This is a genomic window from Flavobacterium sp. UBA6135 (genome assembly GCF_002428305.1).
Classification (GTDB): Bacteria; Bacteroidota; Bacteroidia; order Flavobacteriales; family Flavobacteriaceae; genus Flavobacterium.
Window position 1 is genome coordinate 76,654 of sequence record NZ_DIVJ01000049.1, and the last position, 23,567, is coordinate 100,220.

Below are 23,567 nucleotides of genomic sequence, written 5' to 3' on the forward strand. Positions count from 1 at the left end.
TGTATATTTGTAGTTTAAAAGGTATAAATATGCGAGAAAATTTAACCGATTTAAGTAAGCACATCAAACTAAAACGCAAGCAAAATAAGCTTACACAGCCAGAACTAGCTTTAAAAGCCGGAGTTGGTTTGCGATTTGTTCGAGATTTAGAACAAGGGAAAAGCACTTTAAGAATGGATAAAGTGAATGATGTATTACGATTATTTGGAGAGACATTAGGACCGGTTCCAATGGATCGAGATAAATTGATAACAAATGAATAGAAGCGGAAAAGTATATATGAAAAATGAGTACTGCGGAACAGTTTTAGAAACTGATCATGGTTATTTATTTCAATATGATACAGAATATTTAAAAAAAGAAAATGCTCAAGCAGTGAGTCTAACATTGCCACTAACTGAAAAACCCTTTCAAAGTAAAACCCTTTTTGCATTTTTTGATGGATTAATTCCGGAAGGTTGGTTGTTAGACATCGCAGAGAAAAATTGGAAAATTAATTACAAAGACAGAATGGGTTTGCTCCTCACCTGCTGCAAAGATTGTATTGGAGCTGTAAGTGTTCAAAGAAATGAAGAACTATAAAAAAAAATATTTAGCACGATTAGAACAAACTACCAGAGAAGTTCAGGAACCTGAAACTTTTTATGGTAGAAGATGTTTGTATTGCTATGAACCACTTGTTGATAGTAATTCAGATTTTCATGAAGCGTGCAACAAACGCTTTTTTGGACAATTAAAAACTCCTCAACTCAATTATAATTTGGAAAACTTACAAGAATTAGCTTCAAAAGTCATCCAAAGTCAAATGGCGGTTACAGGAGTTCAGGCAAAAGTTTCGTTGAGTTTATTCAGAAAAGAAGAAAAAAACTTAACCAAAAAACTAACTATCGTAGGGCTTTATGGTGATTATATACTCAAACCACCTTCGGAGCATTATGAACAATTACCTGAATTGGAAAGTGCTACCATGCATATGGCAGATGTTTGTGGAATAAAAGTTGTGCCTCATAGTTTAGTAAAGTTGCAAGATGAAACCCTTTGTTACATCACAAAACGTATGGATAGAACCAGAAAAACCAAACTCCACATGGAAGACATGTGTCAATTAAGCGAACGATTAACCGAAGATAAATACAAAGGAAGTCACGAGCAAGTGGCTAAATTGGTGTTGAAATTTTCAAGTACACCGTTATTGGATGTGAGTAATTTTTATGAACAAGTGCTATTTAGTTTTTTTACCGGAAACTCCGATATGCATTTGAAGAATTTTTCCTTACTGGAAAAAGAAGGGCAAGGTTTAAGTTTGTGTCCGGCTTATGATTTAGTGCCAACAGCATTAGTAAATCCAGCAGATACCGAAGAATTGGCTTTGACTTTGAATGCAAAAAAAAGAAAACTAAAATATATAGATTTTTTATCCGCTTATGAAAATGGTGGTTTGAATAAGAAAGTTTTAGATAATACCTTAGAACTTTTTGTCTATGCCAAACCCGAAATGGAAGCCGTTTTAGAAAAGAGTTTTGTGAGTGATGAATACAAATCAAAATATTACTCTCTAATTGATAGCAGATATAAGCAATTAAATTTGATATAAATTGATATACAAAAAAAGCCGTTTTAATTTTATTTGAAACGGCTTAAATTTTAAAAATTATTCTTCGTAACGTTCCATTTCTCTATCATAAAAAGCACCGGCTAACTCAATTAATTTTTCTAATTCAGTTTCCAATTCTTTTTCATCTTCAACATCAACCTCTTCGATGATTTCAACTTCGTCATCTTTTAAATTGATTATAAAACGAGGATATTCTAAATGAATGATAAATATATCTTCAGGGAAATCAGTGTTGTCAGCTAAAACAAATTTTGGTAAGTCCATTTTTTTTATGGTAATTGGTTATTGGTAATTGGTTAAATATAAATGAATTAGTATTCAAATGTACCAAATTCACTGGTAATCGTTAATTTTTTATTATCGGATGCCTCTACTCTACCTACAATCTGAGCATCAACATTGAAAGATTTTGAAATCTCGATAATGTCGTTAGCAATTTCAGCCGGAACATAAAGCTCCATTCGGTGACCGCAATTGAACACTTGATACATTTCTTTCCAGTTGGTTTTTGATTGTTCTTGAATCAGTTTAAACAAAGGTGGAATCGGAAATAAATTATCTTTTATAATATGAACATTATCAACAAAATGTAGAATTTTTGTTTGAGCTCCACCGCTACAATGCACCATTCCGTGAATGTCTTTTGATGTGTACTTTTCCAAAATCTTTTTGATAATCGGAGCATATGTTCTAGTTGGAGAAAGGACTATTTTTCCGGCATCAATTGGACTATTTTCAACCGAATCAGTCAACTTCACTTGACCTGAATATACCAAATCACTTGGTACTTCAGCATTATAAGTTTCAGGATATTTATCTGCTAAATATTTTGAAAAAACATCATGACGAGCAGAAGTCAATCCATTGCTTCCCATACCTCCATTATATTCTTTTTCATAAGTAGCTTGACCAAAGGAAGCTAAACCAACAATTACGTCACCTGGTTTAATGTTAGCATTATCAATCACATCGCTGCGTTTCATTCGAGCTGTAACAGTTGAATCTACAATGATTGTTCGAACTAAATCACCAACATCTGCTGTTTCGCCACCAGTTGAATGAATGGTTACGCCAAACGAATTTAACTCTTGAATTAATTCCTCGGTTCCGTTAATTATGGCAGAAATCACTTCGGCTGGAATTCTATTTTTATTTCTTCCTATGGTTGAAGAAAGTAAAATATTATCGGTTGCTCCAACACAAAGTAAATCATCAATATTCATGATTAAAGCATCTTGAGCAATGCCTTTCCAAACAGAAATATCTCCTGTTTCTTTCCAATACGCATATGCCAAAGACGATTTTGTTCCTGCTCCATCAGCATGCATTAACAAGCAATAATCCGAATCATTTGTCAAATAATCCGGAACAATTTTGCAAAACGCTTTTGGAAACAAGCCTTTGTCAATATTTTTAATGGCATTATGTACGTCTTCTTTTTCGGCAGAAACACCTCGAAGTTTATAGCGATTACTGGTATCAGAACTCATAAAAAAATGTGTGTTGTTGTTTGGCAAAGATACATTTAATGTAATTAAGTCGCAAAGTGAAAAGTGATGAAAAAAGGAAAATTAGTTTTCCATAATTTCTATTTCAACTCTTCTGTTTTTTGCACGTTCTTCTTCATTTTTTTCAGGAATGGTAAAGATTGGTTTAGAAGTTCCGAAACCTTTGTATGAAATTCGCTTTTTATCAATGCCTTTTAGATTTAAATAACGATAAATAAAGCGAGATCTTTGTATAGAAAGCTGCAACTCTTTTGTATTTTCATTGCAACACATGTGACCTTGAATTTCAATTTTCAAATTCGGATTGTCATTCAAAACTTCAACTAATTCATCCAAACTTGGTTCTGATTCTTTAACTACCCGAAACGTGTTAAAATGAAAATTTATTCCTTCCAATCTAATTCTATCCCCTTTTTTAACTCTAGAAATTTTCTCTCTTAACGGAATTAGTGGGTCGTCAAACAACATTGGTTTTCGATTTTCCCATACATTTACTTTCAATTTATCCTCTGAATCAACCTTTAAATTTCTATAAAAAACAACTACTTTTCTGTTTTCAGCTTGAATTTTTGATTGCTTAAAATTTTTACCATAAGGTATTTTTTGTAAACCTTCGTTAATTTGAATTGCATTATTTTTTAGAATTTGCAAAACTTCATTAATTCTTTTTTGAGATAAAATCAAATTGTATTTTTGAGTGTCAACACTATCACAATGACCGTGAAGCTCTAAGATTTCTGCATTTTTGTTATTTTGCATCCATTTTTCAAAATAGGTTAACGAAACCTGATTTGGGATTGAAGCATTGAAGTCAAAGAATATTTCAAATTTTTCTTGAGCAGAAATGTTATTTCCGAAAAGGAGAGAAAATGCTATGAAAAATAGTTGTTTCAATTTTTTATAATTTCAATTTCTACTCTTCGGTTTGCGGCTCGCTCTTCTTCATTTTTTTCAGGTAATGTAAAAATGGGTTGAGAGCTTCCAAAACCTTGATAAGACAATCGGGATTTTTCAATTCCGTTATGTATCAAAAACTGCTGAATAGCCTTTGCTCGTTGGGTGGACAAATTATTTCGATCTGTTGGCATACAACAAAGATGTCCTTGAATATTAATTTCCAAATTTGGATTTTGCTGCATTACTAGTAACAATTCATATAATTTACCACGACTTTCATTTACAATTGCAAAAGTGTTTAAATGAAAATTCAAATTGTCAATTTTTAATTTTTCACCAGGTTTAGATTCGTCAATTTTTTGCATGAACTCGCGATTCAATTCGTATTCTGATACTGAACCGTTTGGGTTTTTAATTTGAATTATTTCAGGAAAAATTCGTTTGGGTTTTTGAATTGGAGTTTTTTCAATTGGTTTGATTCCTAAAATTTCGTCTTCTCTATGTAAATCCTTTTCTTCTATAAAATAAACTGTTACTCTCCTATTTTTTGATTTGTCTTCACTTTGTTGGTGCTGCTTCCCGTAGCTTCGAGTTTTAAAATCCGAACGAATTGCTACTTTATTTTCAATTTCATTAAACACAAAATTTACTCTTTTTTGAGCTAAAGTATCATTAAAACCAATCGAGCCATCTTCATCTGTATAACCGTTTATTGCCACTATCTTGACCTTACTGTTTTGTTTTATCCAATCATTCAATTTCGATAATTCTGATTTTTTCAATTCAAATTGATTACTATCAAAATAAAAAGAAGTTTGTTCTTGGCTATTTATAGATAAAATATTAAAGAAAAATATAAAAATCAACAATCGTGACATTAGAATGGAATTTTAATAGATAACGAATATAATGAAAAATAATTTTGAATACTATTAAAATCAAAAAGGGATGACCAGAGTCATCCCTTTTTTTGTGGTAAATTCTTTGGAAATATAGTTAATGTTTTTTTGAAATTTAAAAATTTATAACAAAAATTTAAATTTTTACAGAGCTAAAGTAGCAATAAATTTACAATTACAAAACAATTTATTATACATTTTTTTTACATTAAATCACATAATTAATTTGAAATAAAAAAAAACCACTCTATTTGAGTGGTTTAAATTTATTATTTGGTAAACAATAATTCTCTGTATTTGGTTAATGTCCAAATTTCATCATCAACAAGTAACTCTAATTTATCAGAATGATATCTGATTTCTTCGAAAAATGGTTTCACTTTATTGCAATAAGCAATGGCCATTTTTTCGGCATCAGTTAAATTATTTGCTTTCTTACGTTCTTCAGTCATTTGGCCAACTTTACTATTTATGCCTTCAATGTGTTCTGAAATTTCTTTGATTAAGCTAATTTGTTCTCTTGCGATTTTTTCGAAATCTTTTCCAAAAATTTCTTTCAAACCTCTAACATTTTCAATTAAAACATTTTGATATCGAATAGCTGTAGGAACAACATGATTTCTGGCAATATCACCTAAAACTCTACCTTCAATTTGAATTTTCTTGGTATATTCTTCTAATTCAATTTCATATCGAGCTTCCACTTCTACATGATTCATTACATTCAATTCTTCAAACAAGGCAATAGCTTTTTTAGAAACTTTAGCTTTCAAAGCTTCAGGAGTAGTTTTATGATTACTCAAACCTCTCTTTTTAGCTTCTTTTTCCCAAGCATCACTATATCCATCTCCTTCAAAAAGTATAGCTTTTGTTTGTTTGATGTATTCTCTCAAAACATTGAAAATAGCTTCGTCTTTTTTCAAATCATTTTTCTCAATCAACGTGTCTACTTCAGCTTTGAAATCTTTTAATTGTTTTGCAACAATACTATTTAAAGTTGTCATTGCATTAGCACAATTGGCTGATGAACCCACTGCTCTAAATTCAAATTTATTTCCTGTAAAAGCAAATGGAGACGTTCGGTTTCTATCAGTGTTATCCAAAAGTACATCCGGAATTTTGCCTACTACATTCAATTTTAAATCTGTTTTTTCTTCCGGGGAAAGTTTCCCTGTTGACACTCCCTCTAATTCTTCTAAAACTTTTGTCAACTGTTGACCAATAAACACAGAAATAATTGCAGGAGGGGCTTCGTTAGCACCTAATCTATGATCGTTACTTGCAGAAGCAATTGCAGCACGAAGTAATTCTTCATAAACATTAACTGCTTTTATGGTATTAATAAAGAATGTTAAGAATTGTAAGTTACTCATTGGTGTTTTGCCCGGACTTAACAAGTTGATACCAGTGTCTGTAGCTAACGACCAGTTGTTGTGCTTACCAGATCCATTCACCCCTTTAAAAGGTTTTTCATGGAACAAAACTCTGAACTCATGACGCTCTGCTACTTTTTGCATTACATCCATCAACAAAGAATTATGGTCTACTGCCAAATTGGTTTCTTCAAAAATTGGAGCTAATTCAAATTGATTTGGTGCTACTTCATTATGTCTTGTTTTAACAGGAATTCCCAAAAGCATACATTCATTTTCTAGATCTCTCATATAATTTAATACACGAGTTGGAATTGATCCAAAATAATGATCTTCCAATTGTTGTCCTTTTGCTGACGTATGTCCTAACAACGTTCTTCCGGTTGCTAAAATATCAGGTCTTGAATTCGCTAAAGCGGTATCAATAAGAAAATATTCTTGTTCCCAACCAAGAGTTGGAGTAACCTTTTTTACATTTTTATCAAAATATTTACAAACATCAGTTGCCGCTTCATCAATGGCATGAAGAGCTCTTAATAATGGTGTCTTATAATCCAACGCTTCTCCTGTGTAAGATACAAATACCGTTGGAATACAAAGTGTGGTTCCGTAAATAAAAGCCGGTGAAGTTGGGTCCCAAGCGGTGTAACCCCTTGCTTCAAAAGTATTTCTGATTCCTCCATTTGGAAAACTAGAGGCATCCGGCTCTTGTTGAGCTAATTGATCTCCACCAAATTTTTCAACCGGATCACTTCCATCAAAAGACGTTTCAAAAAAAGCATCGTGTTTTTCAGCAGTTGCACCTGTTAAGGGTTGAAACCAATGCGTATAATGGGTTACTCCTTTTGTTAAGGCCCATTCTTTCATTCCCATCGCAATATAATCTGCTAATTTTCTATCAATTTTAGTCCCATGTTGTACAGCACTTTGAACTGCCTTGTAAGCATCGGGGGTTAAAAATTTTCGCATTGCTTTGTCATTAAAGACATTAGCTCCAAAAATTTCGGATTTTTTTCCAATTTCTTCCACTTTTACAGGTTTTCTACCTAAAGTTTCTTTTAATGCTTGAAAACGAATTGTTGACATAGATGATAATTTGAAGGATTACTATTTTTACGTTGCAAATTTAATACTTTTTAGATATAAAACAATTAACCCCCTATTTTTTTAGGGGGTTAATTAAAAAAAATAATATTATAATTCAAAATACCTACAAAAAATAGGGTCAACACATTTTACATAAAAGTCAAATAAATAAAAGTACCATAAGCTATCACTAAAACAAAACCTGCTTTTCTATCCAAATATCCTTTTTTAGGAAGCATGACTAATGGAATTAAAATAAAAGAAAATGCCAGCATCCAAATGATGTCAAAGGACATTAATCTATTGTCAACCAGCTTTACAGGATGAATAATAGCTGTTAATCCTAAAACTGACAGAATATTAAAGATATTAGAACCTATTATATTCCCAATTGAGATGGAGCTTTCTTTTTTCACAGCAGCAATAATTGAAGCGGCAAGTTCCGGTATACTTGTACCAATTGCAACAACAGTAACTGCAATAACTCGATCGGAAACACCATAAGACTCTGCTAGATTAACAGCCCCTTTTATTAATAGCTCAGAACCTCCCCATAATCCTAAACCACCTACTCCTAAGAAGAATACAACTTGATACATAGGCATTGCTTTTTCAAGGGGAATTTCAACTTCTGATGGGGCTTTCTTTTGGAACTTGATTAAGTATATTACAAAACAAATCAAGAGTAAAAATAAAATCATGCCTTCTATTCTACTTATCTCACCATCATACTGTAAAATTCCAAACAACAAAACGGAAGAAATTAGCATTGCCGGCCAATCCGTTTTAAAAAATGATTCATCAACTTTCATAGCATTGATAATCATAACAATTCCGAGAATTAACCCAATATTAGCAATGTTGGAACCAATTACATTTCCTAAAGCGATATCGGGAAAACCTGCCATTGCAGACTTAATACTAACTATTAATTCCGGTGCAGAAGTGGCAAAAGAAACCACTGTCATTCCTATAATAATTTTTGAAATGTTTAATCTTAAGGACATCCCAACAGCCGACTTCAGCAACCAATCACCTCCTAGTACTAATAAAACTAAACCAGCTATAATTAAAATAAAATCCATTAGTCAATTTTTTTTACGAAAGTATAAAACGTTAATGATAAATAAATCATATTACTTAATAAAAAAATTGCATGATTTACAGCAATAAAAAAGGGGTGCCTGTAGACACCCCTTTAGTTAAATTAGTTAGATTTATCTTTAACTAGACATTTCTCTATAGACAAAAAAGATAACTAAAAATAAAAACACTTTATAAGACAAGTCTTATGTTTAAATAAAAAACAATTTTTGATTAAAATTATAATTTACAAATAATTAAAATCAATTAGTTATAAATTAATTCTTTCAGAGAATAATTTTACATCGGCTTCAGTAAGACCATACATTTCCATAACTTGATCATAGTTACTATAATCCATTTTAGCAGAGAAATATCCGGGGATAATTACTATTCTAAATGTTTGATTGTTTAGAAACTGAGGGGTTGTTCCCAAATCATATGTACCACCAGCATAAATTGTAAAATCAACTCTACTAAAGTCAAAATCATAATCTAATTCTCCTTGATTTAAATACAACGTACGTGGAATTTGTTGCCAAATTGGCGTTGAGGAGTTAATTGTACCATCCATTCTATAAATTAGAAGAACGTCTGAATTTAAAATCGGGGGAATTAGTTCTCGATAAATTGAATATCCAAATTGATTACTAAAACCAAAATTAACATTTCTCAATTCAAAAACTTCTGCTTCAACCGAAACACCATCTCTACCCGGAACCCCTTGAGGTCCTTCACAACTTTGTAACGTTATCATCCCGATAAACGCTAAAATCAATGTAATTTTTTTCATATTTTTTTGTCTTAATGATTCGTATTAAAATACTTTTTCAATACTTATGCCAAAGTTATCTTTTTTTGCATGAAATCTACTTATTTTATTTTTTACATTTGACATATGAAAGAAAAACTCACTCTATACATGGTTATGCTTGGTTGTAAACCACCGGGAAGAATAACCGAGCAGCACGATATTTTTTTTGGAATTGGAAAATCTTTAACCGATTTAATTCCCGAAATGAAAACTTTTTGGCCGGAAGCAAAAGGTAAAATACATATTGACGCTTGGCGAGAGGTAACATTTGTGGATGGTTTTTCTCTGGAAGTAACTGAAAGAGATTCAACTGATTCAAAAGATAATAAATTATTTTTTATCAACTTAGGGGGTTACAAAGAAAATGAATTTGAAGAATATCACTATAAAATTATAACGGTTGCAAAAAATAAAGCTGAGGCAATTAAGAAGTCCAAACAAACAACTTTTTATAAGCATTGTGGTTTTAAAGGAGCCACTTCACATATTGATGACAAATATGGTGTAGATGTAGATGATATTTATGAAATTGAGGATTTATTATCTGTTGAAACAAAAAAGAACTTTCAAATTCAAATTCATTCCACTAATTCCTCTGTTGAGAATATGCTTCACATTGGTTATTTAAAAATAAAAAAACCGTCAGAATAAATCCTGACGGCTTCTCCGTTAAAATTACCTTACTTATTTTCTGGCTTTAACAATTGTTTTGGTATTTGATTCTCTATCCGTGGTAATTCTTACCATAAATAGTTGCCCTTCGTTTCTGGCAAAACTCATATAGATATTTTCTTCTTTGTGTAAATACCCTTTTGTATCTACATTTCTATAAACCAGAATTCCTCTGTAATCAAAAATTTCAATGGTTACTTTTGAATCATACTCAAAATTATATTTAATTGAAATCTCTTCTTGGAACGGAACCGGATAAATATCAAATAATTCTTTACCCAAAGTCGTCTCTGCAATTCTCGATTGAATTTGATTTATAGGATTGTTATGTGCATCTATTGAACAACCTGCGTTATTTAATTCATCCAAAGCTATAGCTAAATTATTAACTGCATTACCATTGGAAGCAAATGCATTGTTTACTGTGGTAATTAATAATTGTGCATTATTCAAATAAGGCTCCCCATAATTCACAAATTCATGACAAATATTAAGCAATGCTGCAACCGATTGTCTTCCAAGATTGGCTGCACCTCCACCACCTAGATTTAAAACTTCCATAAAAGTTTTGTTTTTAATGTTATTAGGAGCACTGGTAAATACCGTTCCATATTTAGCACTTGGACTATAAGTTCCACACCAGTTTTGTGGGAAATTTTTCCAATAGCCAATAGTACAACCATCAAAGAATTCACATTCCGGTCTTGTAACCACTACCTCATCTTGTGAAGTACATCCATTTGATAAATCGGTAACTGTAAGAACATATGTTCCTTCCATATCCACAGTTGGAGTTGCTGTATCTGCACCGGAAACTATGTTTCCATCTAATGTAGACCAAGAGAAAATAACATTCAAAGTAGTTGAAGATCCTGACAACTGTACTGTAGAAGTATCACACGAAATTTGAGCATCATCTCCCGCATTTGCATTTGGTGGTGTGTTATTTAAAGTAACCAATGCAACATCAGTAGCGGTACATCCATTATCAGGATTAGTAACTGTTAATGTATACGTTCCAGCTGCATCTACGGTAGGCGTTGCCGTATCAGCTCCAAAAGCGATATTACCTCCATTACTTGCTACCCATGCAAACGTTGCACCAGGTGTTGTTGAAGAGCCACTTAAACTTACTGATTTTGAAGTACAATTCAATTCCTTATCCGCTCCTGCATTTGCGTTTGGCGGTGTGTTATTTATAGTAACCAAAGCTACATCTGTAGCTGTACATCCATTTGCAGGGTTTGTTACCGTTAAGGTATAGGTTCCTGCTGCATTCACGGTTGGTGTAGCTGTGTTAGCTCCTGAAACAATATTTCCGCCATTGCCAGCCACCCAAGCAAATGTTGCTCCCGGTGTGGTTGAAGAACCGCTTAATGCAATAGATGTTATTGTACAAGTAAGTTCTTTATCCGCTCCCGCATTTGCGTTTGGAGGTGTGTTGTTCAAGGTAACTAACGCCACATCAGTAGCTGTACAACCGTTATCCGGATTTGTTACCGTTAAGGTGTATGTACCCGCCGCATTTACTGTTGGTGTCGCTGTATTACCTCCTGAAACAATATTTCCGCCATTACTAGCTACCCAAGCAAAAGTTGCCCCCGGAGTGGTTGAAGAACCGCTTAATGCAATAGATGTTATTGTACAAGTAAGTTCTTTATCAGCCCCAGCATTTGCGTTTGGAGGTGTGTTATCTAGGGTAACTAATGCCACATCAGTAGCTGTACAACCGTTATCCGGATTTGTTACCGTTAAGGTGTATGTACCCGCCGCATTCACTGTTGGTGTCGCTGTGTTAGCTCCTGAAACAATGTTTCCGCCATTACTAGCTACCCAAGCAAATGTTGCTCCGGGTGTGGTTGAAGAACCGCTTAATGCAATAGATGTTATTGTACAAGTAAGTTCTTTATCCGCTCCTGCATTAGCGTTTGGAGGTGTGTTATCTAGGGTAACTAATGCCACATCAGTAGCCGTACAACCGTTATCCGGATTTGTTACCGTTAGGGTGTATGTACCTGCCGCATTCACTGTTGGTGTCTCTGTATTAGCCCCTGAAACAATATTTCCGCCATTACTAGCTACCCAAGCAAAAGTTGCTCCCGGTGTGGTTGAAGAACCGCTTAGTGCAATTGATGTTACTGTACAATTAAGTTCTTTATCAGCCCCAGCATTTGCGTTTGGTGGTGTGTTATCTAGAGTAACTAACGCCACGTCAGTAGCCGTACATCCGTTAGCAGGATTTGTTACCGTTAAAGTATAGGTTCCTGCTGCATTCACTGTAGGTGTCGCTGTATTAGCTCCTGAAACAATGTTTCCGCCATTGCTGGCAATCCAAGCAAATGTTGCTCCCGGTGTTGTTGAAGAACCGCTCAATACAATTGAGGTTACTGTACAAGTTAATTCTTTATCCGCTCCAGCATTTGCGTTTGGAGGCGTCTTGTTTTCTGTAACCGTAACTGTATCTTCTGCAAAACAGCCAACAGGACCTGCATTTGCTCTAACCGTATAAACTCCGGGATTAGAAACTACAGGAGCGTTTCCAACTAATTCTGGTCCTAATTGACCCGGACCAGGTGAAGGCCCATACCACTTAATTGTAGCTCCCGGCGGAGTAATATTTGTAGCCGTTAAAGTGGCCGTTGGATTGGTACATGTTAATTCATTACTTGCATTGGCTGTAACGTCAACATCCGTAATGTTTCCGAATAAAAAGGGGCCGGAAAAGTCTTTTAATTCTGCCGTAAAAGAAGCAGAAGATCTCGTTTTCACTAATAAACTACCTAGTAAATTATTACAAGGTCCATCATCGTTTGATCTACTATCAAGACCTAAAGCAGTTAAGTTAATTCCAAATTCCGCAAACTGTAAGGCTTTCATGTCATCAAAATAGGCTGCATTTCCTTCTTGGCTTCCCCAAGGAGCTCCTAGCGTTGGTGCTGTTACATTAACTACAGCAAATACTGTAGCTTCTGCTGTTGGATCTTTTGTGGTAATTCCTGCATATCCATAAATACCTGCTCCATTTCCTTGGTCAAAAGTTCCGGTAAGACTAAATGGTCGATTTGGTCGTGAATTAAAATTTGCAATATCTGCACTTGACATCCAAATTCGTACACTTGCTTGTGGATTAGCACCTCCATTTGCAAAATCTATAGCAACTAAAATATCACCCGGAATATCGATACTCCCATCAGGTTCAAAAACCCAAGCTGTATGACCGGCATCCGGCCCTGCATTAATTAATGCATTCCCACTGAAAGTCACTTCTCTTCTGAAAAATTCAAAATCGGTATGCGAATTACCATCAGCTGAAACTGTGGTTGCTCCGCCAAAACCCCATAAAATTCCGGTAGGTGACTGAGCCAATGCTGCGGGAGAAATGTCTCTTCTCAAATAGCCAAAAACATCAATTAAGTCATTTTTTGGAGGTGTTCCACCGCTACCCAGTGTCCATGTAGTAGGATTATCCCCATTTTTATTTGAGTTTCCACTAAATACTGATGTATCGTTATTGCTTTGAGCTGAATTATTATCTCTAGCATATACGGCATCAATCCATATGTTGGTACCTAAAATTGTATTATAAGGTACTGACATTCTTTTCTCGAAAGAGAAATTGTTATTGGCTAAAATAGATGCTTTAATACCTGCGGCATTAGTAACATCAATTACTCCGAGTCCTGACCCGGGCCATAATGAAGGGTTAGCAAACCAGTCATCTGTTCCAATCGGACCGGCTAAATTTCCAAATTGAAGCCTGTTAGCATAAACATCGGCATCAATACCAAAGTTCGCTTTTAGAGCAGCACCTGCTACGATTTGAGCTTTAGATTCTTGAAATGACAAGAAAATTACACCTATAAAAAGTGTAGTGAAAATTGCTTTCAAAACGTTGTTTAATTTTTGAAAACCTGAATTGCCTGATTTCCAAAAAAATATTGGAACACCATGGAATAATTCGTTACGAAAATGTTTTTTTTGTTTCATAATAATAAGGTTTAGATAAACCATATCATTACTAAGTAAGAAAATTTAAGAGAGAGGCAGTAGTTAAAAAATTTCTCTTTTGAAGTTTAAGTTAAACAAAATTACGAATGACGAAAACACTAATCAACACAAAATTTTAATTTGATTACTGTTCAACAATTATTAATTTGTTTTTGAAAATAGAAAGCAAATTTAACATAAATATTAACACATGCAAATTATTTTGTTGTTTTTTTAAACTTTTTACATTTTTTTATCAATATTTCCTACAATTAAATATTTAAACTGTTTAATTAATTATCTTTAATTTTAAAAACAAAAACTATGGGAAGAAATAATCCGAAAAATATAAAAATACATAACGACAAGTTACACAAAGAGCAAGCCAAAAAGAAAGAAAAGGAAATGGCGAGAAAAGAGAAACTGAAAGCCATTGTTCGGAAGTTTAATAGTGATGAAAATGAAACTACTAACTAATTAAATCATTGCTATGAAAAATTTACTTTTGATTACTTTCTTATTTTTCAATATTTCTTATGGTCTTGCCCAAGACAAGGCTACCATTGAAAAAGAAGCCACTGCCCTAGCCCAAGAACAATTGGATGGCTACAACAAACGTGACATTGAAGCTTTTTTGCAACCTTACAGTGAAAATGTAAAAGTATATACTTTTCCCGATCAACTTTTGTATGAAGGAAAGGCTAAGATGCGAGAAGAATATACGGCGATGTTCAATCAATTACCCGATTTGTATTGTAAATTAGTAAACCGAATTGTGCTAAACAACAAAGTCATCGACCATGAAGAAGTTGTCTTTATGAAATCTGAACCCAAACTCTATGCGATTGCGGTTTATACAATTACGGATGGTAAGATTAGTGAGGTTCGATTCATACAGTAGTTAATTCCCTTGCAACCTAATCCAAAGCTTCCTCAATAATTTCTTAGCTTGTTCTCGATTTTTATTTGGTAATTCCATCGCTTTGACCTCCCCTTTTTCTTCAGTAATTTGATAACTGAATGAAAATTGAAAATCATTTTCATCTGTATTCATCACACCAAACCGCAAATCATTGAAAAGGAGTTGATTTTCTTTTTGGGTGATGCAGTACCAACCTTCTGAGATTCTTTTAAGTTGTTTGATTACTGCTTCGTTTTCATAGTCAGTAATCAATTCCTTTTGTTTTGGAATAAATTGAAATTGAATGGGTTTTGTATCAAAAAAAGAATAGTCGCCAATGTAATAACCGTTTTCCACTTTTACGTTGGTGGTCCATAAAATGATATTGAATGGCGATGGTTTGACCACAATTTCTTGATAGGAAATATTCTTTTCTTCCAATTGTTTTTCAAATTTATTCGTTACGATTGATTGTACTAAAAGCGTGAGAAACAAATACGAAGTGCTCACAATCAATCCGATTCTATTCCAAAATAGTCGTTTAGGGTTGTCTTTCTTTTTCTTCATTGAAAGAATCAGAAACACTAAAAACGGCAAAGTATACAGCGGATCAATCACAAAAATGGATTGCAATGAATAGCGGTTTTCGAGTGGCCAAAACAATTGCGTTCCCCAAGTGGTGAATAAATCGAGTAAGGCGTGGGTTTGCAAAACAAGGTAAGAAAACAACGTAGCTTCTTTAAAATTTACTTCATTTTTCCTTTCTAACTTTTGCAATATCCATCCTAAAATGGGAGAAAGAACAAGAAAAAACAAAACAGAATGGCTGAACCCCCGGTGAATATCTGTTGCCGTTAACGGATCCAAAAATTTACCGTAAAGCACATCCAAATCGGGAATGGTTCCAACAATGGCACCGTAAAGAATGGCTTTGTTGCCAATCTTTTTACCGAGTACTTGATTGCCCACTGCAGCTCCGAGAACGATTTGACTTAGTGAATCCATTTGGAAAGTTTGTGCAAAAATAGTTATTCGCTTACTAGTTTGATAATGAGATGCTCTTTTTTAAGTTTTAATTAAATGGATTTGAAATTTTTTTGACACTTTCGTATCATAATTGAATAGTATCGTATCAAATCGTATCATTTTAGAGTTGCACTTTCAAATCATTTGCGTATATTTGCGTATCAAAACGTATCATTATGAAAAATGGAGTCTATAATTTTAAGCTAAATATCGATTGGAAGCTGATTAAATTAATCAGTGCAATAGATCGTTTTGATGCCAATTGGACAGCCATTGAACGAAAAGAAGGACAAAGTCTCAAGGAATTAAAAAATGTTGCAACTGTGCGAAGTGTTGGAGCTTCCAACCGAATTGAAGGCAACAAAATGAGTGATGAAGAAGTAGATGTATTACTTCAAAAAATTGACATTACAAAACTAACCGATAGAGATGCTCAGGAAGTAGTTGGTTACTTTGAAGTAATGGATTTGATTTCAGAATCATTTGAAAACATCAATCTTGTTGAAAGTCATATCAAAAGTTTACACAATAGTTTGCTAAAATATAGTGCAAAAGACCAGTGGCACAAAGGCAATTTTAAATCACACAGTAATGCTGTTGAAGCCTCATTTCCTGATGGAACAAAACAAATTATTTTTCAAACTACTGAAGCAGGATTCGCAACAGAAGACGCAATCAGGCATTTACTCAACTGGTATAACGTAGAAAAAGAAGTACATCCCTTAATCAAAATAGCCGCTTTTGTGTATGATTTTTTGAGTGTTCATCCCTTCCAAGACGGAAACGGAAGATTGAGTCGGTTAATTTCTACGCTTTTATTACTCAAAAACGGGTATAGATGGATTCAATATGTGAGTTTTGAACACGAAATAGAAAATCGAAAAAACGAATATTATCAAGTGCTGAGAAGTTGTCAGGCACAACGTCCGAATGAAGATATTACGGAATGGACAAATTACTTTTTAAGTTGCTTATCTAATATTCAATCGCAATTGACGAGGAAATTGGATAAAAGCGGTAAGGAAACGCAACTTTCACCCAAAGAAAAATTAATTTATACCATTATTCAAAACAGACCTCATATTCAGTCTGGTGAAATTGCTGAAAAGTTAGCGATACCCTCACCTACCGTTAAACGTATTTTGACAGCATTAATCAATAAAGAAATGATAGAAAAGCAAGGTAGTGGCCGTAATGTTAGCTACACTATAAAATAAAAACAACAATAAATGAATTATCTCCTAATTAAATCCATTTAAAAAAGTTTACACAAAAATAGGCATTCTGATTGTGTAAATTATGTAATGATATCACTTAATCTTATAACACAAAAGTTAAAATTTAATAGACCTTTATAGTTATAATTTTAAATTTATTTATAATGGAAAAGTCTCATTCAACTCTCAATAGCACAATCGAAGTCAATAACATAAAACTATCCTATAATGATGTGGGAATTGGAAAAATACCGGTTGTTTTTTTGCACGGTTTTCCTTTCAATAAATCAATGTGGGATAATCAATTAGCAACTTTTAAGGATACGCATCGATTTATCTCGTTAGATTTTAGAAGTTTTGGACAGTCGTCGAATGATGGTTCTGAATTGAGCATGGATTTATTGGCAGATGATTTGATTGGATTTTTGAATGCGTTGCGATTGCGAAAAGTGATTATTTGCGGTCTCTCAATGGGTGGGTTTGTGACCTTGAATGCTGTTAAACGTTTTCCGGAACGCTTTGCTGCTTTGATTTTGTGTGATACCAATTGTGTTGCCGACACTTCAGAGCAAAGAGAAAAAAGGGATGAAGTTATCGAAGAAATTGAGAAAAACGGTACGTCGAAATTCTCGGCTACGTTTTTGGATTCGCTTTTTGCTGATGACACCTATTCCTCGAAAAAACAACTAGTAGGAAAAATAAATGCCGACATTTTGGCCAATACACCGGAAGTCATAACAGCCGGTTTGAAAGCGTTGGCAACCCGAACGGAAACGTGTTCTTCTTTGGTGGAAATTGCTGTTCCAACGTTGATTATTTGTGGTCGTGAAGATGAAGTGACTCCGTTGGAACAATCGGAATTTATGAATAAACAAATTAAAGATTCGACTTTGAAAGTGATTAATAATGCCGGACATTTATCCAATATGGAGCAACCGGAACTATTTAATGCAGAGCTTTTAGAGTTTTTGTCATCGGAACCGATTATCACGATGGTGAATTCGATTAAAGAGCCTAATGCGAATTTGTTTGTGTAAAAAAAGAGAGGCAAAAATTAAAATTTGCCTCTCTTTCTTATTTATGGTATCTACATATTCCTCCTATACTGCCCACCCACTTCAAACAACGCACTCGTAATTTGACCAAGCGAACAATATTTGGTGGCTTCCATCAAACGTTCAAAAATATTTTGGTTGTTGATAGCGGCTTCTTGCAAGCTGTTTAATTGTTCGTTTACTTTTTGCTCGTGCAATTGGTGTAAGGTTTCTAAGGTCTTAATTTGAAATTGTTTTTCTTCTTCGGTGGCACGAATTACTTCTGCCGGAATCACCGTTGGAGAACCTTTTGAACTTAAAAACGTATTCACCCCAATGATTGGGAAATCGCCATTGTGTTTTAAGGTTTCATAATACAACGATTCTTCTTGAATTTTAGAACGTTGGTACATGGTTTCCATTGCACCTAAAACACCGCCACGTTCTGTGATTCGGTCGAATTCTTGTAAAACGGCATCTTCCACTAAATCGGTTAATTCTTCGATGATGAACGAACCTTGAATTGGGTTTTCGTTTTTGGCTAAACCTAATTCTTTGTTGATAATCAATTGAATAGCCATCGCACGACGAACGGATTCTTCGGTTGGTGTTGTAATGGCTTCGTCATACGCATTCGTGTGCAACGAGTTGCAGTTATCGTAAATGGCATACAAGGCTTGCAACGTGGTTCGGATGTCGTTGAAATCAATTTCCTGAGCGTGCAACGAACGTCCGGATGTTTGAATATGGTATTTCAACATCTGAGCTCTTTCGTTTGCTCCGTATTTATTTTTTAAGGCTTTTGCCCAAATTTTTCTTGCCACACGACCAATCACGGCATATTCCGGATCGATTCCGTTGGAGAAAAAGAAGGATAAATTGGGTCCGAAATCGTTGATGTTCATTCCGCGACTCAAATAATATTCCACGTAAGTGAAACCATTCGCCAGCGTGAACGCCAATTGCGTGATGGGGTTTGCCCCTGCTTCCGCAATATGATAACCCGAAATTGACACTGAATAGAAATTACGTACGTTCTTTTTAATGAAATATTCCTGCACGTCACCCATCAAACGAAGAGCGAATTCGGTGGAAAAAATACAGGTGTTTTGTGCCTGATCTTCTTTTAAAATATCGGCTTGAACGGTTCCGCGAACTTGTGCTAAGGTTTTAATTTTGATGTCTTGGTACACGTCTTGCGGTAGCACTTGGTCTCCGGTTACGCCTAATAACATCAACCCTAAACCGTTGTTTCCTCTGGGAAGTTCGCCGTTGTAGGTTGGACGAACGAAACCGTTTTTCTTGTAGATTTCGTTGATTTTTTCTTCTACCTCAACTTGTAAATTATTTTCGATGATGTATTTTTCACAATTCTGATCGATGGCGGCATTCATAAAAAAGCCAAGCAACATCGGAGCCGGACCGTTGATGGTCATACTCACAGACGTTAACGGATGACTTAAATCGAAACCGGAATATAATTTTTTGGCATCGTCTAAACAGCAAATGGAAACCCCGGCATTACCAATTTTTCCGTAAATATCCGGACGTAAATCGGGGTCGTTTCCGTATAATGTTACTGAGTCAAACGCCGTTGATAAACGTTTGGCGGGTAAACCTGCACTCACATAGTGAAAACGTTTGTTGGTTCGCTCCGGTCCGCCTTCTCCGGCAAACATTCGCGATGGATCTTCGCCTTCTCGTTTGAACGGATACAATCCTGATGCAAAAGGGAATTCTCCGGGAACGTTTTCTTGTAAATTCCATTTTAAAATATCACCCCACGCTTGGTATTTTGGCAACGCTACTTTTGGTATTTGCGAATGCGAAAGTGATTCGGTGTGCGTTTGAATTTTGATTTCTTTGTCCCGAACTTTGAACGAATAAATCGGATTTTTGTATTTATTTACTTTTTCATCCCACGTTAAAATGATTTCCCAGTTGAATGGGTCGAGGTTCATTTTTACACGGTCGAATTCTTTGGTTAATAAACTCAAAAACTCTTTATTGGTTGTGGATGCTGCGTTTTGTAGTTGTTCTTCGTTGATTCCGAATTTGGTTAAACCTAATTTGTTGATGTGACCAACTGATTCGATGGTTTTGTAAATTCCGTATAATTTTTGAGCGACATCTACTTGTGATAAAACCGTTTCGTCATACTTGCGGTTATTTTCTGCAATTTCAGAAAGATAACGTGTTCTGTGTGGTGGAATGACGAAAATTTTCTCGCTCATTTCACGTGTGATTTCGAAGGTAGATTTTAAATCCGCTTCTGTTTTTTCGACGATTTTGTCCATCACTTTTTTGTAAAGTGTGTTCATTCCCGGATCATTAAACTGCGAAGCAATTGTTCCAAAAACCGGTAGTGAATCTAAATCGGCATCCCAAAGATTATGATTCCGTTGGTATTGTTTTTTCACATCACGAAGTGCATCAAGCGAACCTCTTTTATCGAATTTGTTGATGGCGACTAAATCAGCAAAATCAAGCATATCGATTTTTTCCAATTGGGTTGCGGCACCGAATTCAGGTGTCATTACATATAACGAAACATCGGAATGTTCGATGATTTCGGTATCACTTTGACCAATTCCGGAGGTTTCGAGGATAATGATGTCGTATTTTGCTGCTTTTAGGACTTGAATAGCTTCGGCAACATATTTTGATAACGCTAAATTGGATTGACGAGTAGCCAACGAACGCATATAAACTCTAGGATTATTGATGGCGTTCATTCGGATTCTGTCACCCAACAAAGCTCCGCCTGTTTTTCGTTTGGATGGATCTACGGAAATTAATCCAATTGTTTTTTCAGGGAAATCAATTAGAAAACGACGAACTAATTCATCTACTAACGATGATTTTCCTGCTCCGCCTGTTCCGGTGATTCCGAGAACGGGAATTTTGGAGGTTTCATTTTCTCTGTGAATAGTGTCTAACGTTTCTTTGGCAATATCCGGAAAATTCTCTGCTGCTGAAATGACGCGAGCGATTGAACGTGGATTTTTTTTGTATAATTCTTTGGCTTCTCCATTCAAATTATCGCCAATTGGGTAATCGGATTGTTGCACCAAATCATTAATCATTCCTTGCAAGCCCATGGCACGACCGTCATCGGGTGAATAAATTCTGGTGATTCCGTAATCGTGAAGGTCTTTAATTTCTTCGGGAAGGATTACGCCTCCTCCACCGCCAAATATTTTGATATGACCGGCTCCTTTTTCTTTGAGCAAATCGTGCATGTATTTGAAATATTCGTTGTGGCCACCTTGGTAGGATGTCATCGCAATTGCGTTGGCATCTTCTTGAATGGCGGTGTTAACGACTTCTTCAACGCTTCTGTCGTGGCCAAGGTGAATGACTTCTACGCCTGTGGCTTGAATGATGCGTCGCATGATGTTGATGGCTGCATCGTGTCCGTCAAAAAGGGATGCGGCAGTTACAATTCTTACTTTATTTTTAGGAATATAAGGAGTTGCTTGTTCCATTGATAAAAAAATGATGTTTTTGAGGGTGCAATTTACGGAATTAATAAAAAATAATATGTTTTTTTTGTTTCAAGTTGGATTTTTGAACACGGATTTTGAAATATAAGGACTCTAAACTTGAAAGAATATTTTTTTGCCACAAAGATTGAAAGGCACAAAGCTTTTGGAAACTGAAAATTGACGCTTCAACCTGAAACTTGAAACCTTAAACTTTTAACCAACAGAAACAAAAAAGGCATGCTATTTGTTTACTTTTGAACCATTAAATTTATTCTACTATTATGAAAAAAACTATTTTATTTTTGTGTGCCTTTTCTTTTTTCAGTTGTGCCGAGATGCAACAAATTGCCAATCAATTTCCTCAAACCGGTGGAATGTTAGGTAATGCTGATATTTCAAACGGACTAAAAGAAGCGTTAAACAATGGTATTGACAAACAAGTTTCTACGTTAACCAAAGTGGATGGTTTTTTTAAAAATGAAGCGGTAAAAATTTTATTGCCGGACGAATTGAAAGTAGTCGATTCGAGATTACGTTCAATGGGTTTGTCAAGTTTAGCAGATGAAGGTTTAAAAGTATTGAATCGTGCTGCAGAAGATGCCGTAAAAGAAGCTACACCAATTTTTGTTGATGCTGTGAGACAAATGTCTTTTAATGATGCCAAAAATATTTTGATGGGTAATCAAACTGCTGCAACTTCTTATTTACAGAACACCACCTCCAATGCGTTGTATTCTAAATTTAATCCGGTGATTAAAAATTCGTTTTCAAAAGTTGGTGCTGATCAAGTTTGGTCCAACATTATTACAAAATACAATGCTATTCCTTTGGTTACAAAAGTTAATCCTGATTTAACCGATTATACTACCAACAAAGCCATGGAAGGCGTTTTTAAAATGATTGCTGTGGAGGAAAAAGAGATTCGTACGAATTTGAATGCCAGAAGTTCTGATTTGTTGAAAAGGGTTTTTGCGATGCAGGATGGTAAGTAGGGTGATGGTAATGGGTAATGGGTTTTCACTTCATGCTAAAATTTTAATTATCAATAACATATATATAACAAATGCTTAACACAAAGAATTGAAAATTCTGCCGATATTTGCAATATAAATTTAAGGTTTGTTTGGTTAGAGTTAGTTAGTAAAAAGAAAGTCAGTGTTTGAGACCACTGACTTTTTTTTATGCTTTAGACTGAACGAATGTAATGACTGCCGTATTGAAGTGAAGCGGTTGCTCTACATTTACTACGTGTCCGCAGTTTTCTATCACAAATAATTCTGCTGTTTTATAATGTTTTTCAACTACTTGACGAACCGACGGTAAAAACATATAATCTTCTTCTCCCATAACATATAAGGTTGGAATATTAATTTCTACTTGACGAAACCACCGCAAAACCGGATTGATTTCGGCAGTAAGCTTAAACCATTTTATAAATTCTTTTTGATATAATTTTTTGGCTTCATTAATGAAAAGTAAACGTGATTGTTTGTGGTTTTTCTTTGGCATTATAACGAAAGCAAAAAATCGATACAGCACTAAATACGGTAAAACGTATTTGAAAATGTTTCCTAATTTCATAAGAATCTGCGAACGGAAATTCATTTTTAAAATGGCTCCACCCATAATCATCGATTTTACTCTAGTGGGATGCATTTCTGCTAATTGTCTGATAACTATTGTTCCCAATGAAATTCCCACAAAATGTGATGCCTCAATTTTTAAATGATCAATAACTTCAAAAACATCTTGTGCAATGGATTGAAAAGTATACTTTTTTTGAAAACCAGCAGATAAAGTCGGTTTTGAATCTCCATGCCCCCTCAAATCCAATAGCAACACATTGAAATGTTTTTGAAATTCTCTAATTTGTTTGAACCAAATGGATGAACTCCCTCCTGCTCCGTGAACAAAAGTGACCCATTCTGTGCTGGAATCATTGTTATAAATGGTATAAGCAATCACTA

General features: G+C 34.6%; 20 protein-coding genes. 9 read left to right on the forward strand and 11 right to left on the reverse strand.

Annotation, left to right across the window (positions count from 1 at the left end; all coding sequences use genetic code 11):
• The first annotated feature begins 29 nt into the window (after window positions 1-29).
• The 3 genes from B3L86_RS12685 to B3L86_RS12695 are packed head-to-tail and all read left to right on the forward strand — an operon-like array spanning window position 30 to window position 1,594.
• Window positions 30-263, forward strand: coding sequence for a helix-turn-helix transcriptional regulator (locus tag B3L86_RS12685; protein WP_188361891.1), 234 nt, complete (start codon window positions 30-32; stop codon window positions 261-263).
• Window positions 256-582, forward strand: coding sequence for a HipA N-terminal domain-containing protein (locus tag B3L86_RS12690; protein WP_188361892.1), 327 nt, complete (start codon window positions 256-258; stop codon window positions 580-582). The genes B3L86_RS12685 and B3L86_RS12690 overlap by 8 nt, the downstream gene beginning before the upstream one ends.
• On the forward strand, window positions 569-1,594 hold the full coding sequence (locus B3L86_RS12695; protein WP_291119830.1) for a HipA domain-containing protein: 1,026 nt from the start codon (window positions 569-571) through the stop codon (window positions 1,592-1,594). Before B3L86_RS12690 ends, B3L86_RS12695 begins: the two co-directional genes overlap by 14 nt.
• A gap of 57 nt (window positions 1,595-1,651) precedes the next feature.
• Here B3L86_RS12695 and B3L86_RS12700 read toward each other — a convergent pair whose 3' ends face one another.
• The 7 genes from B3L86_RS12700 to B3L86_RS12730 all read right to left on the reverse strand — a co-directional run bounded on the left by B3L86_RS12700 (window position 1,652) and on the right by B3L86_RS12730 (window position 9,254).
• Complete coding sequence (locus B3L86_RS12700; RefSeq protein WP_188361894.1) at window positions 1,652-1,879, reverse strand: hypothetical protein; 228 nt, start codon at window positions 1,877-1,879, stop codon at window positions 1,652-1,654.
• Window positions 1,880-1,926: 47 nt separating this feature from the next.
• Window positions 1,927-3,105 carry an AIR synthase related protein gene (locus B3L86_RS12705; RefSeq protein ID WP_291119835.1) on the reverse strand — a complete coding sequence of 393 codons (1,179 nt, stop codon included), beginning with the start codon at window positions 3,103-3,105 and terminating at the stop codon, window positions 1,927-1,929.
• Window positions 3,106-3,186: 81 nt separating this feature from the next.
• Window positions 3,187-4,017, reverse strand: a complete 831-nt coding sequence (locus tag B3L86_RS12710; protein WP_291119838.1) for an OmpA family protein — start codon at window positions 4,015-4,017, stop codon at window positions 3,187-3,189.
• Window positions 4,014-4,898 (reverse strand): OmpA family protein, encoded by an 885-nt coding sequence (locus tag B3L86_RS12715; RefSeq protein ID WP_291119841.1) that lies wholly within the window; start codon window positions 4,896-4,898, stop codon window positions 4,014-4,016. Before B3L86_RS12715 ends, B3L86_RS12710 begins: the two co-directional genes overlap by 4 nt.
• Before the next feature lie 290 nt (window positions 4,899-5,188).
• Window positions 5,189-7,378 (reverse strand): glutamine synthetase III, encoded by a 2,190-nt coding sequence (locus tag B3L86_RS12720; RefSeq protein ID WP_291119844.1) that lies wholly within the window; start codon window positions 7,376-7,378, stop codon window positions 5,189-5,191.
• A gap of 149 nt (window positions 7,379-7,527) precedes the next feature.
• Window positions 7,528-8,463 (reverse strand): calcium/sodium antiporter, encoded by a 936-nt coding sequence (locus B3L86_RS12725; protein WP_291119847.1) that lies wholly within the window; start codon window positions 8,461-8,463, stop codon window positions 7,528-7,530.
• Window positions 8,464-8,732: 269 nt separating this feature from the next.
• Window positions 8,733-9,254, reverse strand: a complete 522-nt coding sequence (locus tag B3L86_RS12730; protein WP_291119849.1) for a hypothetical protein — start codon at window positions 9,252-9,254, stop codon at window positions 8,733-8,735.
• A 105-nt stretch (window positions 9,255-9,359) separates the two neighbouring features.
• Here B3L86_RS12730 and B3L86_RS12735 point away from each other — a divergent pair, with 105 nt between their 5' ends.
• Window positions 9,360-9,926 carry a DUF1543 domain-containing protein gene (locus B3L86_RS12735; RefSeq protein ID WP_291119852.1) on the forward strand — a complete coding sequence of 189 codons (567 nt, stop codon included), beginning with the start codon at window positions 9,360-9,362 and terminating at the stop codon, window positions 9,924-9,926.
• Between the two features lie 33 nt (window positions 9,927-9,959).
• Here B3L86_RS12735 and B3L86_RS12740 read toward each other — a convergent pair whose 3' ends face one another.
• A complete protein-coding gene (locus tag B3L86_RS12740; protein WP_291119855.1) occupies window positions 9,960-13,934 on the reverse strand; it encodes a hypothetical protein in 3,975 nt (1,324 codons plus the stop codon).
• A gap of 324 nt (window positions 13,935-14,258) precedes the next feature.
• On the opposite strand from B3L86_RS12740, the gene B3L86_RS12745 reads away from it, so the two are divergent.
• Together B3L86_RS12745 and B3L86_RS12750 are read left to right on the forward strand one after the other, a co-directional pair.
• Window positions 14,259-14,411, forward strand: coding sequence for a hypothetical protein (locus B3L86_RS12745; protein WP_291119858.1), 153 nt, complete (start codon window positions 14,259-14,261; stop codon window positions 14,409-14,411).
• A 13-nt stretch (window positions 14,412-14,424) separates the two neighbouring features.
• The gene (locus B3L86_RS12750) at window positions 14,425-14,835 is read left to right on the forward strand and encodes a nuclear transport factor 2 family protein (protein ID WP_291119860.1); all 411 of its coding nucleotides are present in this window, start codon (window positions 14,425-14,427) and stop codon (window positions 14,833-14,835) included.
• On the opposite strand, the gene B3L86_RS12755 is transcribed toward B3L86_RS12750, so the two are convergent.
• A complete protein-coding gene (locus B3L86_RS12755) occupies window positions 14,836-15,840 on the reverse strand; it encodes a metal-dependent hydrolase (RefSeq protein ID WP_291119862.1) in 1,005 nt (334 codons plus the stop codon).
• Window positions 15,841-16,037: 197 nt separating this feature from the next.
• On the opposite strand from B3L86_RS12755, the gene B3L86_RS12760 reads away from it, so the two are divergent.
• Window positions 16,038-17,078 (forward strand): Fic family protein, encoded by a 1,041-nt coding sequence (locus tag B3L86_RS12760; RefSeq protein WP_291119865.1) that lies wholly within the window; start codon window positions 16,038-16,040, stop codon window positions 17,076-17,078.
• Window positions 17,079-17,242: 164 nt separating this feature from the next.
• Window positions 17,243-18,115, forward strand: coding sequence for an alpha/beta fold hydrolase (locus B3L86_RS12765; protein WP_291119868.1), 873 nt, complete (start codon window positions 17,243-17,245; stop codon window positions 18,113-18,115).
• Between the two features lie 50 nt (window positions 18,116-18,165).
• On the opposite strand, the gene B3L86_RS12770 is transcribed toward B3L86_RS12765, so the two are convergent.
• Window positions 18,166-21,600, reverse strand: coding sequence for a methylmalonyl-CoA mutase family protein (locus tag B3L86_RS12770; protein WP_291119871.1), 3,435 nt, complete (start codon window positions 21,598-21,600; stop codon window positions 18,166-18,168).
• A 281-nt stretch (window positions 21,601-21,881) separates the two neighbouring features.
• Between B3L86_RS12770 and B3L86_RS12775 the strand changes: the two genes are divergently transcribed.
• Window positions 21,882-22,592, forward strand: a complete 711-nt coding sequence (locus B3L86_RS12775; RefSeq protein WP_291119874.1) for a DUF4197 domain-containing protein — start codon at window positions 21,882-21,884, stop codon at window positions 22,590-22,592.
• 187 nt (window positions 22,593-22,779) lie between these two features.
• Here B3L86_RS12775 and B3L86_RS12780 read toward each other — a convergent pair whose 3' ends face one another.
• Entirely contained in the window at window positions 22,780-23,565 is a 786-nt protein-coding gene (locus B3L86_RS12780; RefSeq protein WP_291119880.1) for an alpha/beta fold hydrolase, read from the reverse strand.
• Between the last annotated feature and the right edge of the window lie 2 nt (window positions 23,566-23,567).